This is a genomic window from Bradyrhizobium sp. HKCCYLRH3059, from assembly GCF_051168035.1.
In the GTDB taxonomy this organism is placed as follows: Bacteria; Pseudomonadota; Alphaproteobacteria; order Rhizobiales; family Xanthobacteraceae; genus Bradyrhizobium.
Genome location: NZ_JBNPUF010000003.1, coordinates 568,928 through 583,720, shown reverse-complemented (window position 1 = coordinate 583,720; position 14,793 = coordinate 568,928). Strand labels below are relative to the sequence as shown.

Sequence of the window (14,793 nt, the reverse complement as noted above, 5' to 3'; positions counted from 1 at the left end):
AACCCCGGCTCTCGGGCCGTCATGTTTCCAACATCGCTTCAGCCTCGATTGTCGAAAGTCGTACACTGACGCCCATCGCGTTTGCCCGAGGGGCCCCTCGGGTTGACGGGACGTCGCCGACCTGTCTATTTTGATGTATACGAATGAATATAGCACGGCATCGGTACGGGCGCTGCGCCGGAACGGGACTTGCAATTCACCGAAGCGAACCCGTCTCTGCGATATGAACGAGGACAATTGTGATGAGATCGATGCGCTTCGTCGCCGCTGCCCTGTGCGCGGCTGCCGCTCTCCTGACTGGCGCAAATGCGTTCGCCGGGAGCGCCAACATCGCCGTGGCCGCCAACTTCACCGAGCCGGCCAAGGAGATCGCCGGTCTGTTCAAGGCCAAGACGGGACACGAATTGGTGCTGAGCTTCGGCGCGTCCGGACAGTTCTACACCCAGATCAAGGAGAACGCGCCGTTCGCGATCCTGCTCTCCGCCGACGACGAACGGCCGAAGAAGCTGGTCGACGAGGGCCTCGGCGTCGCCGGGAGCCGTTTCACCTACGCGATCGGCAAGCTCGTTCTGTGGAGCAAGGACCCGAACGCGGTGAGAGGCGAGGAAACGCTGAAGGCGAACGCGTTCAACAAGCTGTCGATCGCCAATCCCGCCGCCGCGCCCTATGGCGCGGCTGCAGTGGAGACGCTGAAGGCGCTCAATCTCTATGAGACGATCAAGCCCAAGATCGTGCAGGGCAACACGATCTCGCAGGCGTTCCAGTTCGTCGATACCGGCAATGCCGAGGTCGGCTTCGTCGCACTGTCGCAGCTGATGCCGAATGCGGGCGGCTCGCGCTGGCTGGTGCCGCAGAACCTCTACAGCGAGATCCGTCAGGATGCCGTGCTGCTGAAGGCATCCGCCGGCAACGAGGCGGCGACCGCGTTCCTGACCTTCCTCAAGACTCCGGAAGCCCGTGCGGTCATCGAGAAGTTCGGCTATGCTCTGGACCCGAAGTCCGGCAGCTGAGCGCTCACGTCGATGAACTTCCAAGGATGAACTTGCACGTCTCGGCCGATATCTGGCAACCGGTCAGTCTGACCCTCGAATTGGCAGCGATCACGACCGTCATTCTGATGATCGTGGGAACACCGATCGCATGGTGGCTGGCGCGGTCGCAGGCGTGGTGGAAGGAGGCGGTCGCAGCCCTGGTGGCGATTCCGCTGGTGCTGCCGCCGACCGTGCTCGGCTTCTATCTGCTGGTCGCGCTCGGCCCGAGCGGTCCGGGCGGGGCGCTGGCGTCCTTGTGGGGCGCACGCACCCTCGCCTTCACTTTCCCAGGCCTCGTGATCGGCTCGGTGCTGTTCTCGATGCCGTTCGTGGTGCAGCCGATCCGCAACGCCTTCGAGGCCATGGGCGAGAAGCCCCTGGAAGCAGCCGCCACGCTGCGGGCCACGCCCTGGCGCGCGTTCTGGACGATCGCCGTGCCGCTGGCGAGCCCCGGCTTCCTCACCGGCGCGATCCTCGGCTTTGCCCACACCGTCGGCGAGTTCGGCGTCGTGCTGATGATCGGCGGCAACATTCCCGGCAGGACAAAGGTGCTGTCGGTCGCGATCTACGACTACGTCGAGACCTCGCAATGGACCGAAGCCTCGGTGCTGGCGCTCGGCATGGTCGTGTTCTCGTTCGGCGTCATTCTGACGATGATGCTGATCGAGAAGAAGATGACGCGACGCGCGTCATGAGCACCGTCAAGGTCGATTTCCGCGGTACGCTCGGGCGCTTCGAGCTGAACGCGCGGTTCGAGGTGCCGGCGCGCGGCGTCACCGCGATCTTCGGCCCGTCCGGCTGCGGCAAGACCGCCGTCATGCGCAGCATCGCCGGCCTCAACCGCCTGGACGGACGATGCTCCGTCGCCGGCGACGTCTGGCAGGACGAGAAGACCTTCCGCCCGGTGCACCGGCGCCCGATCGGCTACGTCTTTCAGGAAGCCAATCTGTTCCCGCACCTCTCCGTCCGCCGCAACCTGATGTACGGGCATCCCGGCCCGTCCGGCCCCACCGCCATCGGCTTCGATGAGGTCGTGTCGCTGCTCGGCATTGCCAAGCTGCTGGAGCGCTCGCCGCGCCATCTGTCCGGCGGCGAGCGGCAGCGCGTGGCGATCGGCCGCGCGCTGCTCAGCCAGCCGAAGCTGCTGCTGATGGACGAGCCGCTGTCGGCGCTCGACCAGATCACCAAGGACGAGATCCTGCCCTATCTGGAGCGGCTGCATGCCGCGCTCGACCTGCCGATCCTCTACATCAGCCACGATATCGCGGAGGTCGAGCGGCTCGCCGATCAGCTGGTGCTGATGCGCAATGGCAGCGTCCTGGCTTCAGGTCCGCTGTCCGTGCTCCAAGCCGACCTGACACTGCCGCTCGCGCTCTCCCGCGATGCAGCGGTCAGTCTCGACGCCACCGTTCTGAAGCACGACGCCATCGACGGCATGGTGACGCTTGCGGTGCCGGGCGGGCATTTCGTGCTGCCGGCCGAGCCGCTTGCGCCGGGAACACGCCGCCGCCTGCGCGTGCTGGCCGATGATGTCAGCCTCGCCTTGGAAACGCCGAGCCGCAGCACCATCGTCAACGTGCTACGCGCGAAGATCCTGGAAATCCGCAGCCAATCGGACCACCGCGTCACCGCCCTGCTCGGCCTCGGCGAGGACGGCCAGGGTGCACGATTGCTGTCGCGGGTCACCCAACGCTCGTGGAACGAGCTCGGCCTGCAGGTAGGGCTTGCCGTCTACGCCCAGGTCAAGGGCGTCGCGCTGGTGCGCCGCGAAGAGCCCATCGCCTGATCGGCACGCGCCGACCTCCCCCGCACCATCACAACATGTTGTATAAGCGACAATATAGCATCCGATGTTATATCCTAAACAATACATCTTTGGATCAGAAAAACCGAGGCCTGCCTGCTTTTCCTCAATGCAATGAACAAGTTGATCGGCGCGCAACGATCTGGCCCGCGGCTTGCTCGTTCGATCTCGCAACACGAGGTCATCAGCATGAAAGCCGCCGCCGTCACCTGGCATCCGAACGCGCCCAAGCCGCTCGCGCTGGTGCTGGGCACCAACGAGATCGCCTCCGCGATCGCGGCCAAGCTCAACCATGAGCGCTTCGCGCTCGTCCTCTGTCACGACGCCTTTCCGCCGGTGATCCGACGCGGCATGGCCTTTCACGACGTCCTGTATGGCGAGGCCTGCGACATCGACGGCGTGGTCGGCTGCCGGGCCGAGGGCATCGCGGACGTCGTGCGCATTCATCGCGAGCCCAGCCAGGTCGCCGTCACCGGGATGCATCTCACCGACATCATCGCGTTCCGCTATCCCGCGGTCATCGTCGACGCACGGATGCAGAAGCATCTGGCCACGCCGGATCTGCGCGGCGTTGCCGGCATCGCCGTCGGCATCGGACCGCGCTTTGCGGTCGGGCACAATTGCGACATCGCGATCGAGACGCATCCTTGCGAGACCGGCGCGATCGTGGCGCACGGCACCACGCGCGACGCGGACGGCAAGGCGCGTGCGCTCGGCGGCGCCGGCCGCGAGCGCTTCGTCTATTCCAATCAGGACGCCGTCTGGCATACGCCGCTCGACATCGGCACCCGCGTCTACAAGGGACTGCAGCTCGGCTCGCTCGGCGGCACACCTGTGCTGGCGCCACTCGATGGCGCACTGCGCGGCATCGCCCGCGACGGATTGCGCGTGCCGGCCAACGTCAAGCTGCTGGAGATCGATCCGCGCGGCCGCCACGCCGCATGGACCGGCATGGACGACCGCGGGCGATCGATCGCCGCGAGCGTTGTCTCGGCGGTCCACGCGATCATGCAAACCGGTCGGAAGGCGGGCCGCGTCTCCGCCAACGTGTGAGGAGGACTGCCATGGGTGTCGCGGAGGTCGGGACGTGTCAGATCGTGGCGCTGCAGGGCGCTGCGTCCACCGTCATCCAGGAGCTGCTCGATGAGCTCGCCACGCGGCTCGCAGGCATCGGGCTGCGCGTCTCCGGCGTGATCGAGAGCAGCGCCGACAAGACCAGGCCGTGCAAGGCCATGATGCTGCGCAGCCTCGACGACGACCGCGTGTTCTCGATCTCGCAGGATCTCGGCCCGGGATCGCAGGCCTGCAATCTCGATCCCGAAGGATTGGTGCTGGCCTGCGCCGCCGTGCAGCAGTCGATCGCGCGTGGCACGGATGTCGTGATCCTCAGCAAGTTCGGCAAGCAGGAGGCGGCGGGAGGAGGCCTCGCCGACGCCTTCGGCTCGGCGATGTCAGCCGGGCTTCCGATCATCACGGCGGTATCGCCCGCGATGATGGAGGCGTGGACGCGCTTCGCCGGCGTGTTCGCCGAATGCGTCCCGGTCGATGTCGCGCGCCGTCCCGGCTGGATCGAGGCGTGGTCCGGCCGCATGGTGACAGCGCGAAGCCCGCGTGACATGATCGGCTCACAACGCGAGCGGATCGGAATAGGATGAAGCGCGAAGCTCAGATCGCATTGACCATCACTTTCGGCAACGGCGGAAGTCTGTCGCCCGAAGATCTGCTGCTGATCGACTTCATCCGCCGGGAGCGCTCGATCCTCGGCGCTGCGCGCGCGAGCGGCATCTCCTACCGCAAATGCTGGCTGATGGTCGATGCGCTCAACCGCACCTTCGAGACGCCGGTGTTCGAGACTCATCCGGGGCGACGGGGCGGCGGCGCTGAGATCACGCCGTTCGGCGAGCGGCTGATCGCGCTGTATCGCTCGATGGAGCGGCGCACCCGCACGGCCACCGCCGCGGCGCTCGCTGAGCTGCAGAAGGCTACCGATCCCCGCTATCAGAAGCGGGCCAGCGGCGCGGCCGAGGCAGCTCCGAAGGCCGAACCGCGCCGGGCCCGATCGCGACGCTCTTGATCATCGCCCAGGCCGACAGATCCGGCTCCAACGCCAGCCGCTCGACGGACTCCAGCGTGACCAAGGCGTGCAGCTTCGTCGCACCGAGATCGAACGTCACGCGCACATAGGGCGGATCGAGCGGCAGGATCTCCTCGATCCGGCCGGGCAGCCGGTTGGTGATCGAAACATCCATCGGCCGCGACAGCGCGATCGACACATCGCGGGCCTCGATGGTCACGGAGACGCCGGCGTCGATCGCGGCGTCGACCATCGGAACGCGCAACTCGCCGTCGGCGAAGAACAACGTCGACATGCCATATTGCGGATCATGGCGCAGCACGCGCGCCGGCACCGTCGTGCTGAGAACGACGGTCGAGGCTGAGGACGATGCAGACGAGCCGGTCATCGCGCGGCAGCCTCCACAGCCTCAGGGCCGGTCGTGATCGTACAGGACGCGAACGCGGATCGTGCCCTCCACCGCGCGCAGCTCCGACAGCAGCGCCTCGCCCTCACCGCCGACCACGTCGGTCTCGAGCACGACATAGCCGACCTCGGGATCGGTTTGCAGATATTGCGCGAGGATGTTGATGTTGTGCCGCGATACCGCCTCGTTGACCTGGCGCAGCACGCCGGGCACGTTGCGATGAACGTGGATGAAGCGCGTGCCCGTCGGGCGCGCCGGCAGTTGCACCTGCGGGAAGTTCACGGCGCCGAAGGTCGAGCCGACATCGGAATAGTCGATCAGCTTGCGCGCGACCTCGCCACCAATGCGGTCCTGCGCCTCCTCGGTGGAGCCGCCGACATGCGGGGTCAGGATCACGTTGGGCAGGCCCTGCAGCGGCGAGACGAACGGATCGGCGTTCGATGCCGGTTCGACCGGAAACACGTCGACGGCAGCACCTGAGAGCTTGCCCTCGCGCAATGCGCTGGCCAGCGCCTCGATGTCGACCACCGTGCCGCGCGAATTGTTGATCAGATAGGCCCCGTCCTTCATGTGACGGATCTGGCGCTCGCCGATCATGTTGGCGGTCGCCGGCGTCTCCGGCACGTGCAGCGACACGACGTCGCTCATCGCCAGCAGCTCGTCGAGGCTCTCGACCGGCTCGGTGTTGCCGTGACGGAGCTTGTCGGTGAGATCGAAGAAGATCACCCGCATGCCCATGGCCTCGGCGAGGTTCGACAGCTGCGAGCCGATGTTGCCATAGCCGATGATGCCGAGCGTCTTGCCGCGCACCTCTCGGCTGCCATTGGCCGACTTGTCCCAGCCGCCGGCATGCGCCGACACCGAGCGCGGGAAGATGCGGCGCATCAGCATCACGACCTCGGCGATCGTCAGCTCGGCGACGCTGCGGGTGTTCGAATAGGGCGCATTGAACACGGGGATGCCGAGCCGCTTCGCGGCATCGAGATCGACCTGGTTGGTGCCGACGGAGAAGCAGCCGACCACCATCAGCCGGTCGGCCGCCTGCAGCACATCGGCGGTGAGATGCGTCCGCGAGCGAATGCCAAGCATGTGCACGCCCGACAGCATACGCTTCAACTCCGCCGAACCGAGCGCCTTCGGCAACCGCTCGATTTCCGTATAGCCGTTGGCCTCGAACATGCGGACAGCCGAGTCGTTCACGCCCTCGAGGAGCAGAACGCGGATCTTTTGCTTGGGAAGCGATAACGGCATGGGCCTGGCCTGGTTCAGTCGTGGATGTGGCGTAGTGTAGCGGTTGTTACAGTCGCGATGCGTTGAAACTTGGTGAATGCGACGCGGCAGGGTCGCTTTCTGTCGCTTTCTCAGGGTCTTGTCCACTCCGTCGCGGCCTTTTGACCGGCGATGCAAAATCAGCGCCTGGCATACCGGCCGCACCGCACGGCCCGCACTGCAACAACCGCAGATCGCTGTTTTGGCTGCTGACAAACCATGCGAGCAGAGCTAGCCTTTCTTCCAATCACAAAATCATCGGGAGGTCAGCATGTCAGACGGGGTTGTCGAGACACGCGCGTCGGAGGTGTCGGGCGGTGAAACGCAGACGGTCGATGTCGCCGTCGTGGGTGCCGGATTTGCGGGACTTTACCTGCTGCACCGCCTGCGCAAGGCGGGCTTCTCGACCGTGGCTCTGGATACGGCCAACGATGTCGGCGGCACCTGGTACTGGAACCGCTATCCCGGCGCGCGCTGCGACATCCAGACCGTCGACTACAGCTACACCTTCGATCCCGAGCTCGAGAAGGCCTGGCAATGGTCGGAGAAATACGCCACCCAGCCGGAGATCCTGCGCTATCTCGGCTTTGTCGCCGATCGCTACGATCTGCGCCGCGACATCCGCTTCGGCACCCGCGTGCTCGGCGCCTCCTGGGATGACGCCAAGGAGCGCTGGCTGCTGACGACCGACAAGGGCCCCGCCGTCTCCTGCCGCCACTACATCATGGCGACCGGCTGCCTGTCGCAGCCGAAGCCGCCGGAGATCGACGGCGTGCACGACTTCAAGGGCGAGATCTACTTCACCAGCCGCTGGCCGCATGACGGTGTCGACCTCCGCGGCAAGCGCGTCGCGGTGATCGGCACCGGCTCGTCCGGCATCCAGTCGATCCCGATCATCGCCGAGCAGGCAGCACAGCTCACGGTTTTCCAGCGCACGCCGAACTTCGCACTGCCGGCGCATAACGGCCCGCTCCCGGCCGATCGCGCCGCGCAGCTCGCAGAAGATCGCAACGGGCTGCGCGAGCAGGCGCGCTGGTCGATGGCTGGCGTGCCGATCCCGCCGGCCACCGACTTCAGCTGGGCGTTGAGCGAGGCCGAGCGCCGCGAACGCTTCGAGAAGCTGTGGGCGTCGGGCGACCTCGTCGGCATGCTGACGCAGCTCTGGGCCGACCAGGGTGTCGACCCCGACGGCAATGCGCTGCTCGCCGACCTCATCCGCGAGAAGATCCACGAGATCGTCAAGGATCCCGAGACCGCCGCCGCGCTCACGCCTCACGACCATCCGTTCGGCGCCAAGCGCCCGTGCTTGGACACCAACTACTATCAGACGTTCAACCGCCCCAATGTCACGCTGATCAATCTGCGCCAGGAGCCGATCACATCCATCACCGCTGATGGCATCAAGACCGACAGGCGCAGCTTCGACATCGACGTCATCGTGTTCGCGACCGGCTTCGATGCCATGACCGGTGCGATCCGCGCCGTGCATCCGATCACCGGGCGCGGCGGCAAATCGCTGGAGGATGTCTGGGCCAACGGACCGCAAACCTATCTCGGGCTCACGGTCGCAGACTTTCCCAATCTGTTCCTGATCACGGGTCCCGGCAGCCCATCGGTGCTGTCGAACATGGCGGTCTCGATCGAGCAGCATGTCGACTGGGTCGTCGATCGTCTCGTCGCCCTGCGCGAAGCCGGGTTCACGACCATCGAGGCCACGGAGACTGCGCAGGCCGGCTGGGCACGCCACATGGCGGACTGCGCGACCGTGACGCTGCATCGGCTCGCCAACACCTGGTACACTGGTGCCAACGTGCCGGGCAAGCCGCAGACCCTGATGCCCTATACTGGCGGCGTCGGCCCCTATCGCGGCATCTGCAACGAAATCGTCAGCCGCGGCATGCTCGGCTTCAAGCTGTCAGGTCCGAACGGCGCGTCCCAATGCAATGACGGCGAGATCGTGCGGCTGCAGCCGGATGTCAGGCTGGTGCTGAACATGCTGGCCGAGATGAACTTGCCGCCGATCGAATCGATGGGCGCCGCTGGCGCCCGCGAATTCGTTGCGCAGTTCAACGCGACGAGGCCGCCTGGACGTCCCGTTGGCGAAGTCAAGGATGGCACATTGCAGGGCGCCGACGGTCCCCTGCCCTATCGGCTTTATCGGCCGGCGACGCCCGGGCCGCATCCGATCGTCGTCTACTTCCATGGCGGCGGCTGGGTGCTCGGCGACGAGCAATCGGACGATCCATTCTGCCGCGACATGTGCCGCCGCTCCAACATGATCTTCGTCAGCGTCGGCTATCGCCATGCGCCCGAGCACCGCTTCCCGGCGGCGGCCGAGGACGGCTATGCGGCGACGCGCTGGGTGGCCGAGCACGCCGCCGAGCTCGGCGGACGCGACGGACCGGTGCTGGTGGCCGGCTGGAGCGCCGGCGGAAACATCGCTGCGGTCACTTGCCAGCTCGCGCGGGATCGTGGCGGGCCTCTCGTCGGCGGACAGTTGCTGGTCTGCCCGGTGACCGATTGCAGCTTCGATCGGCCGTCCTACACCGACAACGCGGCCGGCTATTTCCTGACGCGCGGCCTGATGTACTGGTTCTGGGACATCTACTGCTCGCCGGCGGATCGCACAGATCCGCGCGCGTCGCCGTTGCGAGGCAAGCTGCAGGGCCTGCCGCCGGCCTACATCGTCACCTGCGAGTTCGATCCGCTGCGCGACGAGGGCGTCGCCTATGCGGAGGCGCTCGCCGCCAACGGCGTGCCGGTCGGGCAGCTCAAGGCCCACGGCCACTTCCACTCGTCGTTCACGATGGTCGACGTCGTCATCACCGGCGTCGGCGGCCGCATGCAGATGGCGGAGGCGCTGCAGGCATTCACCCAGTCTGCGGAAGAAGGCGAATCGCAGGAGATCAACGCCGCCGCCAGCTGACCAGCGGAGGCTGCGGCCGAGACGTATCGCAACGGCCCGCAACTTTGCGGGTCGTTGCCGCAACACGCAGCTTGCGCCGGATCGCCCACGCTGTCACCGAGACAACGAGCCATGCCGTCGTTGCGGCGACGAAGGCGGTCGCGACGCTTGACTGAACCAGCGTCGAGAATACGGCCGCGAACGCCAGCATGCCGAGGCTGCCGAGCACTGCACCTGCGGTGTCGAGTGCGGCCGCTTCGCGTCCGCGCCGCTCGCCGGAGAGTCCCTGACGGCGCTTGCGCCTGATCTCGTGCGCCTCGATCAGGGTGACGCTGGCACAGAAGATCGCCGGCAATGCCAGGAAGAGGCCGCCGATCGCAGGACCGAAGGCTTTGGCAATGAGCCCGGTCGCGACTGTGGCGGCGCCGCCCAGCGCAAAGCGGATGACGTATTCATGCCACTTGCCGTCCTTCAGCGCCGAGGGCGAGATGCGGATCAGCATCACGCCCCTCCGGAGAGGACCGCCTGCAGTCCCAGCGCTGCGACCAGCCACACGGCCGTTGCGAGCAGGCTCGCGCTCAATGCGCGCATATGCTGCCGCATCAGCAGCCGGCACACGGTCATGCTATAGAGACAGAGCGCGGCTGCGCCGAACATCATCGAACGGCTCTGGACCGCCGCATAGGCGGCATCATGCGTGACAACCGCAACGCCCAACGTCGCCAGCGCGACCGAGGGCGCTGCTCCGAACAGCCCGGCAAAGCTCTTCGGACGCAACACATCGCCAATTATCGCGAATGTCGAAACGATGACGCCGCCGATCAGGAAGCGGATGACGGATTCGGTCATGTCCGGCTTGCTCCCGGTTGTTCGTAGCCGGTCCATGCGCGCAAGCTGCGCTCGAGGGCAGCGCCGAGCATGAATCCGACAACGACGTCGCTGGCCCAATGCGCAAGCAGCATCACGCGCGTGACACTGAGCCCGACGGCAGCACTCCTCACCGCAATCCTTGCGCGTGCCGGCAGCGGACCGGCGGCGGAGTAGAGCGCACCCATGTGCAGCGCATGTCCCGAGGGAAAGGCGTCCTGTGCATGGCCGGACGGCGCCACGCCGTTGAGATGGCCGCGCAAGGTGGTGCGATCCGGCCGGGTCTGATCAAAGATCGCCTTCAAGGCATGCGGCAGAGCCGAAGCCGCAACCGTGACCAGCAATGCATGAGTGGTCGTCGCGCGAACGCGGCTGCTTTGGCCGCGCGTCACCAACCAAGCCACCGATGTCAGGGCCAACCACACCTTCTCGTCCGCACCCCACGCGAGGCCGCGTGCGAGCTTTTGCAGCCACGGCTCCGTGGTTCGTGCAGCTACGTCCGCAATGATGCGGTCCGCCTTGGTCGGCTCGACGTGGATGGCCGTGGCGGAACTTTGCTTGAGAAAGGGCACCGAAATTGCCGGTGTGATCTTCTTCCCGATGGCGCGGATCATGGCACTTGCCAAGGACGAACGATAGTTCACCTACAACGCCGAGCCCTCACCACGGGTTTCAGGAACAGTCACGAAACTGTCACGAGTTACCAGCTCAGCCCTGATCGCGAATAGTCTCGTCATACGCCTTGACCGAGGCGCGAGCTGTCTCCCGCACATCGCTCGCGCTCATGCCCGGCTTGTACAGGCTCGAGCCGAGACCGAAGGCGCGCACGCCGACGGCGACGTAGGAGGCGAGCGTCTTGTCCGACACACCGCCGACGGCGCCGACCACGACGCCTTTCGGCAGGACGGCAAGTTGCGCTGCAATCCCCGACGGACCGAGCACCGACGCCGGAAAGTATTTCAGGGCCGAGGCGCCGCAACGCAAAGCAAGAAAGGCCTCCGTCGGCGTGAAGACCCCGGGCATGGTGACCATGTCGTAGGCCTGCGCCGTCGCCAGCACTTCGACATCGACGTTGGGGCTGACCATCAGACGCCCGCCGGCCTCCGCGACACGCACGCAATCTGCGGCATTGACGACCGTCCCTGCACCGATCAGGCAGTCCTTGCCGAACCGGGCGGCGAGACGCTCGATCGAGACGAACGGTTCCGGCGAGTTGAGAGGAACCTCGATCAGCTCGAAACCGGCTTCGATCAGGACATCGACGATGGCCTCGGACTCGTCGGGTTTGATACCGCGCAGGATCGCAACGAGCGACCGCTTCACATGCGGCCAGGCAACGGACTTTGTCATGGTCGGAAACGCGCTCCCCAGATCTGCCGCGCGGCCTTGACCAGGCCGCGCCGGGACGCCTGCTCGGCATCACATTCGTTCACGTCGAAACCAGCAGCGGCGAGCGCCGCGCGATAGAGCCGGCCGAGCCGGCCCGCTCCGATCAACCGGAGTGGAAGCTCGGCGCCAAACCGCGCCCGAGCGTCGGCGATCTCACTGCCGATCAGAAGCCCGGAGAGCCTCGCAGCCCCATCGGACCGCTGCTCAAAACCGAGGAGCTGGGCTGCGCGCAGCCGGAACAGCGCATTGGTCAGTGCCGTCGGCGCGGCAAGCGACGCTGCGAAGCTCTCGCGGAACGCCGCGTCGTGCTCGACGGCCGAGGCCTCCGGTTCGACGGCGTGCATCAAAATGCTATGTTGAGAGACGACCGCGAACAGCTCGCCGGTCATGTAGGTGGCAAAGTCGATCACAGCGCCGGCATCGATCCGGATCCATTTGCTGTGGGTGCCCGGAATGCAGACGATCCCGGTGAAGTCCGGCTCGGTGACGCCGAGCAGCTGGGTTTCCTCGCCGCGCATCACGTCCGGCTGATCCGCCCGCGCCTGCGCCAATCCCGGCAGAATCCTGACGTCGCCATCCATGTCGACGCGAATCGCGCCGGCATGCAGCGCCTCCGGCCGGGTGGGCGTGTGCAGATAAGGCGCCTCGACCCAGCCTTGCCGCGCGCCGGCCATGCCGCAGATCAGCACCGGAACATCGGCCGGCGCGCCGAGCTTCGCCAGATGGTCGCGCAGCACCGGCGCGAAGCCAGATGTCGCGCAATGCAGCATGCCCTCGCTACCGCGGCTCTCGGCCAGCTCCGTCCCGTCTCCGGCCATCAGCCAGGCGCGGAAGCTGGATGTCCCCCAGTCGACGGCGACAAGGGCCGGCGTTGCTGACGAATAGACGGCGGTCACACCCTGCTCCCGATCACTTCGACATCTGGCAATGCCATGCCGCGCGGGCCGCGCAAACAACAAATTGCGCGGTGCACGATTATGCACGTTGTTATTCTTGTTTATGCCTGATATGAGGACGGCCATGTCAGACCTTCCACTGGCGCGCCGCGACCAGATCGCCGGCCGCCTCTCGGCGGGGCACGCGGTCGTCGCGGCCGCCCTGGCCCACGAATTCGGCGTCTCCGAGGATGCCATCCGGCGCGATCTTCGTGCGCTTGCCGCCGAAGGACGCTGCCGCCGGGTGTATGGCGGCGCATTGCCGATCGCCGGCGGCATGACACCGATGGCGGCGCGGATCGGGCAAGATCGCGAACGCAAGCTGGCGCTCGCCCGGACGGCCGCCCGCGGCATCGCGCGTGGCGAATTTCTCTTCCTCGATAGTGGCAGCACCAATCTCGCCCTCGCTGAAGTCCTGCCCGATGATTTCGATCTCACCGTCGCAACCAACGCCATCGACATTGCCGCAACCGTGCTGCACCGGCAGGACCTGCAGCTGACCATGATCGGCGGCTCCGTTCACCCCGCAGTCGGCGGCAGTGTCGACGCCGACGCCCTCATGCAGGTGCAGCGCTTGAACATCGACCGCTGCTTCATCGGCGTCTGCGCTGTATCGGCGCAAGGCGGCATCAGCGCGGTTGATCCGACTGACGCAGCATTCAAGCGGACGCTGCTGTCGCTGAGCCGCGTAAGCGTCGCAATGGTCACCAACGAGAAGCTCGAGACCCGAGCCCCCCACCGTATCGCCGGCGCCAAGACCATCAGCCAGCTCACCGTCGAGCATGATGCGCCGGCGGCCCGCCTCGCCCTGCTCAAACGGGCGGGAGCCGCCATCATGACGGCCGCCCCGCCGGTGTGACGGCGCCCTTCAGAAAGTCAGGGATCTTCCAAATGAGTTCTGATCACAGCGCGGCGCGGCTCGCGACCCGCCTGGCCTTCTTCGTCGCCGGCTTCGGCATCGCCTGCTGGGCACCGCTGGTGCCGTTTGCCAAACAGCGGCTCGGCGTCGATGATGCGACGCTCGGGCTGCTACTGCTCTCGCTCGGCGTGGGCTCAGTCGCATCGATGCTGGCCGCCGGACTGCTGACCGCCCATTATGGCAGCAAGCCGGTCGTCATCGTCAGCGGCATCGCTCTCGCGCTGTTCCTGCCGCTGCTGGCGATCGCAGCAACGCCAGCGACTCTCGCACTCGCATTGTTCGCCTTCGGTGCGGCGCTGGGCTCGCTCGACGTCGCGGTGAACATCCAGGCGATCGACGTCGAGCGGCTGAGCGAACGTCCGCTGATGTCAGGTTTCCATGCCCAGTTCAGCATCGGCGGCTTCGCGGGCTCCGGCGTCATGACCGCGCTGCTCGCGTTCGACGTCGCGCCGCTGCTCGGCACGCTCGCCTGCTGTGCCCTCGCCCTGGCCGCGATGATCGTGGCTGCCCCGCGACTGATGGCGAGCAAACCCGCGCAATCGGGGCCTCTGCTCGTGCTTCCGCACGGCGCGGTGCTGCTGCTGGCGGCGCTCGCCGCAATCATGTTCCTGGTCGAGGGCGCGATGCTCGACTGGAGCGCGCTGCTGCTCGCCGGTTCCGGCCGCCTGCCGGCCGCGCAGGCCGGATTGGGCTACATCATGTTCTCGATCGCAATGACCGCAGGGCGCCTCGTCGGTGACGCCGTGGTTGCACGGATCGGTGATCGCGCAACGTTGCTCGGGGGCAGCGCCACCGCCATCGCGGGCTTCGTCCTGCTGCTCACGGCTCCGTGGGTTGCTGCTGCCATGGCGGGCTTTGCGCTGATCGGCCTCGGCGCGTCGAACCTGGTCCCGGTGCTGTTCCGCCGAGCCGGGGCGCAGACCGCCATGCCGGTCGGGCTGGCCGTCGCGGCCGTCACCACCGCAGGCTACTCAGGCGTGCTGCTGGGCCCCGCAGGCATCGGCTTCATCGCCGCAGCCACCAGCCTGCCGGCCGCATTCTGGATGTTGGCTGCGCTGCTGGTGATCGTGCTGCTGAGCGCGCCGTTGGCCGCGAGCACGCAGCCTTAGGAACGAGGAGCGCGGCGCCGGCTTGACCCGGCATCTCATGCCTCGGCCGTTCGTCTGCACGAAGCGACGTCGTCTATCGCTGAGC

Annotated in this window: 16 protein-coding genes and 1 pseudogene; 10 read left to right on the top strand and 7 right to left on the bottom strand. The window is 66.6% G+C overall.

Going from position 1 to position 14,793, the window contains the following annotated elements; translation table 11 throughout:
- The first annotated feature begins 242 nt into the window (after positions 1 to 242).
- The 6 genes from modA to ACQR13_RS13425 all read left to right on the top strand — a co-directional run bounded on the left by modA (position 243) and on the right by ACQR13_RS13425 (position 4,909).
- The gene (gene modA / locus ACQR13_RS13450) at positions 243 to 1,010 is read left to right on the top strand and encodes a molybdate ABC transporter substrate-binding protein (protein WP_315827073.1); all 768 of its coding nucleotides are present in this window, start codon (positions 243 to 245) and stop codon (positions 1,008 to 1,010) included.
- A 26-nt stretch (positions 1,011 to 1,036) separates the two neighbouring features.
- Positions 1,037 to 1,726: a molybdate ABC transporter permease subunit gene (gene modB / locus ACQR13_RS13445; RefSeq protein WP_316171718.1), complete on the top strand. Its 690-nt coding sequence runs from the start codon at positions 1,037 to 1,039 to the stop codon at positions 1,724 to 1,726.
- On the top strand, positions 1,723 to 2,817 hold the full coding sequence (modC, locus tag ACQR13_RS13440; RefSeq protein WP_316201169.1) for a molybdenum ABC transporter ATP-binding protein: 1,095 nt from the start codon (positions 1,723 to 1,725) through the stop codon (positions 2,815 to 2,817). The genes modB and modC overlap by 4 nt, the downstream gene beginning before the upstream one ends.
- A gap of 207 nt (positions 2,818 to 3,024) precedes the next feature.
- The gene (locus ACQR13_RS13435; RefSeq protein ID WP_315717771.1) at positions 3,025 to 3,888 is read left to right on the top strand and encodes a xanthine dehydrogenase; all 864 of its coding nucleotides are present in this window, start codon (positions 3,025 to 3,027) and stop codon (positions 3,886 to 3,888) included.
- A gap of 11 nt (positions 3,889 to 3,899) precedes the next feature.
- Positions 3,900 to 4,490 carry a DUF2478 domain-containing protein gene (locus ACQR13_RS13430; RefSeq protein WP_315750289.1) on the top strand — a complete coding sequence of 197 codons (591 nt, stop codon included), beginning with the start codon at positions 3,900 to 3,902 and terminating at the stop codon, positions 4,488 to 4,490.
- On the top strand, positions 4,487 to 4,909 hold the full coding sequence (locus tag ACQR13_RS13425; protein ID WP_315717774.1) for a winged helix-turn-helix domain-containing protein: 423 nt from the start codon (positions 4,487 to 4,489) through the stop codon (positions 4,907 to 4,909). The genes ACQR13_RS13430 and ACQR13_RS13425 overlap by 4 nt, the downstream gene beginning before the upstream one ends.
- Here the strand turns inward: ACQR13_RS13425 and ACQR13_RS13420 are convergent.
- Both ACQR13_RS13420 and serA read right to left on the bottom strand, forming a co-directional pair.
- On the bottom strand, positions 4,818 to 5,297 hold the full coding sequence (locus ACQR13_RS13420; RefSeq protein WP_315750288.1) for a TOBE domain-containing protein: 480 nt from the start codon (positions 5,295 to 5,297) through the stop codon (positions 4,818 to 4,820). The two genes, ACQR13_RS13425 and ACQR13_RS13420, sit on opposite strands and share 92 nt — an antisense overlap.
- Before the next feature lie 21 nt (positions 5,298 to 5,318).
- A complete protein-coding gene (gene serA, locus ACQR13_RS13415) occupies positions 5,319 to 6,566 on the bottom strand; it encodes a phosphoglycerate dehydrogenase (protein WP_315750287.1) in 1,248 nt (415 codons plus the stop codon).
- Positions 6,567 to 6,855: 289 nt separating this feature from the next.
- Between serA and ACQR13_RS13410 the strand changes: the two genes are divergently transcribed.
- The gene (locus ACQR13_RS13410; protein WP_315750286.1) at positions 6,856 to 9,510 is read left to right on the top strand and encodes a flavin-containing monooxygenase; all 2,655 of its coding nucleotides are present in this window, start codon (positions 6,856 to 6,858) and stop codon (positions 9,508 to 9,510) included.
- Here ACQR13_RS13410 and ACQR13_RS13405 read toward each other — a convergent pair.
- The 5 genes from ACQR13_RS13405 to ACQR13_RS13385 all read right to left on the bottom strand — a co-directional run bounded on the left by ACQR13_RS13405 (position 9,491) and on the right by ACQR13_RS13385 (position 12,641).
- Positions 9,491 to 9,991 carry a DUF3147 family protein gene (locus ACQR13_RS13405; protein ID WP_315750285.1) on the bottom strand — a complete coding sequence of 167 codons (501 nt, stop codon included), beginning with the start codon at positions 9,989 to 9,991 and terminating at the stop codon, positions 9,491 to 9,493. The genes ACQR13_RS13410 and ACQR13_RS13405 overlap by 20 nt on opposite strands.
- The gene (locus ACQR13_RS13400; RefSeq protein WP_315750283.1) at positions 9,991 to 10,338 is read right to left on the bottom strand and encodes a DUF3147 family protein; all 348 of its coding nucleotides are present in this window, start codon (positions 10,336 to 10,338) and stop codon (positions 9,991 to 9,993) included. Before ACQR13_RS13400 ends, ACQR13_RS13405 begins: the two co-directional genes overlap by 1 nt.
- On the bottom strand, positions 10,335 to 10,970 hold the full coding sequence (locus ACQR13_RS13395; RefSeq protein ID WP_315750282.1) for a phosphatase PAP2 family protein: 636 nt from the start codon (positions 10,968 to 10,970) through the stop codon (positions 10,335 to 10,337). Before ACQR13_RS13395 ends, ACQR13_RS13400 begins: the two co-directional genes overlap by 4 nt.
- A gap of 94 nt (positions 10,971 to 11,064) precedes the next feature.
- Positions 11,065 to 11,706 (bottom strand): 2-dehydro-3-deoxy-6-phosphogalactonate aldolase, encoded by a 642-nt coding sequence (locus tag ACQR13_RS13390; RefSeq protein WP_315750281.1) that lies wholly within the window; start codon positions 11,704 to 11,706, stop codon positions 11,065 to 11,067.
- On the bottom strand, positions 11,703 to 12,641 hold the full coding sequence (locus ACQR13_RS13385) for a 2-dehydro-3-deoxygalactonokinase (RefSeq protein ID WP_434862896.1): 939 nt from the start codon (positions 12,639 to 12,641) through the stop codon (positions 11,703 to 11,705). The genes ACQR13_RS13390 and ACQR13_RS13385 overlap by 4 nt, the downstream gene beginning before the upstream one ends.
- A 31-nt stretch (positions 12,642 to 12,672) precedes the next feature.
- On the opposite strand from ACQR13_RS13385, the pseudogene ACQR13_RS13380 reads away from it, so the two are divergent.
- The 3 genes and pseudogenes from ACQR13_RS13380 to ACQR13_RS13370 all read left to right on the top strand — a co-directional run.
- A pseudogene (locus tag ACQR13_RS13380) lies at positions 12,673 to 12,882 on the top strand (hypothetical protein); the annotation flags it as partial.
- Positions 12,883 to 12,966: 84 nt separating this feature from the next.
- Positions 12,967 to 13,539, top strand: a complete 573-nt coding sequence (locus ACQR13_RS13375) for a DeoR/GlpR family DNA-binding transcription regulator (protein WP_434862909.1) — start codon at positions 12,967 to 12,969, stop codon at positions 13,537 to 13,539.
- Between the two features lie 32 nt (positions 13,540 to 13,571).
- A complete protein-coding gene (locus tag ACQR13_RS13370; protein ID WP_316193131.1) occupies positions 13,572 to 14,708 on the top strand; it encodes an MFS transporter in 1,137 nt (378 codons plus the stop codon).
- The last annotated feature ends 85 nt before the right edge of the window (positions 14,709 to 14,793 follow it).

Bases quoted from the DNA above. Each gene is read 5' to 3' on its own strand.
- ACQR13_RS13375 (WP_434862909.1), top strand. From the start codon at position 12,967: ATGGCGGCGCGGATCGGGCAAGATCGCGAACGCAAGCTGGCGCTCGCC.
- ACQR13_RS13395 (WP_315750282.1), bottom strand. From the start codon at position 10,970: ATGATCCGCGCCATCGGGAAGAAGATCACACCGGCAATTTCGGTGCCC.
- ACQR13_RS13410 (WP_315750286.1), top strand. From the start codon at position 6,856: ATGTCAGACGGGGTTGTCGAGACACGCGCGTCGGAGGTGTCGGGCGGT.
- ACQR13_RS13430 (WP_315750289.1), top strand. From the start codon at position 3,900: ATGGGTGTCGCGGAGGTCGGGACGTGTCAGATCGTGGCGCTGCAGGGC.
- serA (WP_315750287.1), bottom strand. From the start codon at position 6,566: ATGCCGTTATCGCTTCCCAAGCAAAAGATCCGCGTTCTGCTCCTCGAG.
- ACQR13_RS13425 (WP_315717774.1), top strand. From the start codon at position 4,487: ATGAAGCGCGAAGCTCAGATCGCATTGACCATCACTTTCGGCAACGGC.
- ACQR13_RS13405 (WP_315750285.1), bottom strand. From the start codon at position 9,991: ATGCTGATCCGCATCTCGCCCTCGGCGCTGAAGGACGGCAAGTGGCAT.
- modB (WP_316171718.1), top strand. From the start codon at position 1,037: ATGAACTTGCACGTCTCGGCCGATATCTGGCAACCGGTCAGTCTGACC.
- ACQR13_RS13370 (WP_316193131.1), top strand. From the start codon at position 13,572: ATGAGTTCTGATCACAGCGCGGCGCGGCTCGCGACCCGCCTGGCCTTC.
- ACQR13_RS13400 (WP_315750283.1), bottom strand. From the start codon at position 10,338: ATGACCGAATCCGTCATCCGCTTCCTGATCGGCGGCGTCATCGTTTCG.
- ACQR13_RS13390 (WP_315750281.1), bottom strand. From the start codon at position 11,706: ATGACAAAGTCCGTTGCCTGGCCGCATGTGAAGCGGTCGCTCGTTGCG.
- ACQR13_RS13435 (WP_315717771.1), top strand. From the start codon at position 3,025: ATGAAAGCCGCCGCCGTCACCTGGCATCCGAACGCGCCCAAGCCGCTC.
- ACQR13_RS13420 (WP_315750288.1), bottom strand. From the start codon at position 5,297: ATGACCGGCTCGTCTGCATCGTCCTCAGCCTCGACCGTCGTTCTCAGC.
- modA (WP_315827073.1), top strand. From the start codon at position 243: ATGAGATCGATGCGCTTCGTCGCCGCTGCCCTGTGCGCGGCTGCCGCT.
- modC (WP_316201169.1), top strand. From the start codon at position 1,723: ATGAGCACCGTCAAGGTCGATTTCCGCGGTACGCTCGGGCGCTTCGAG.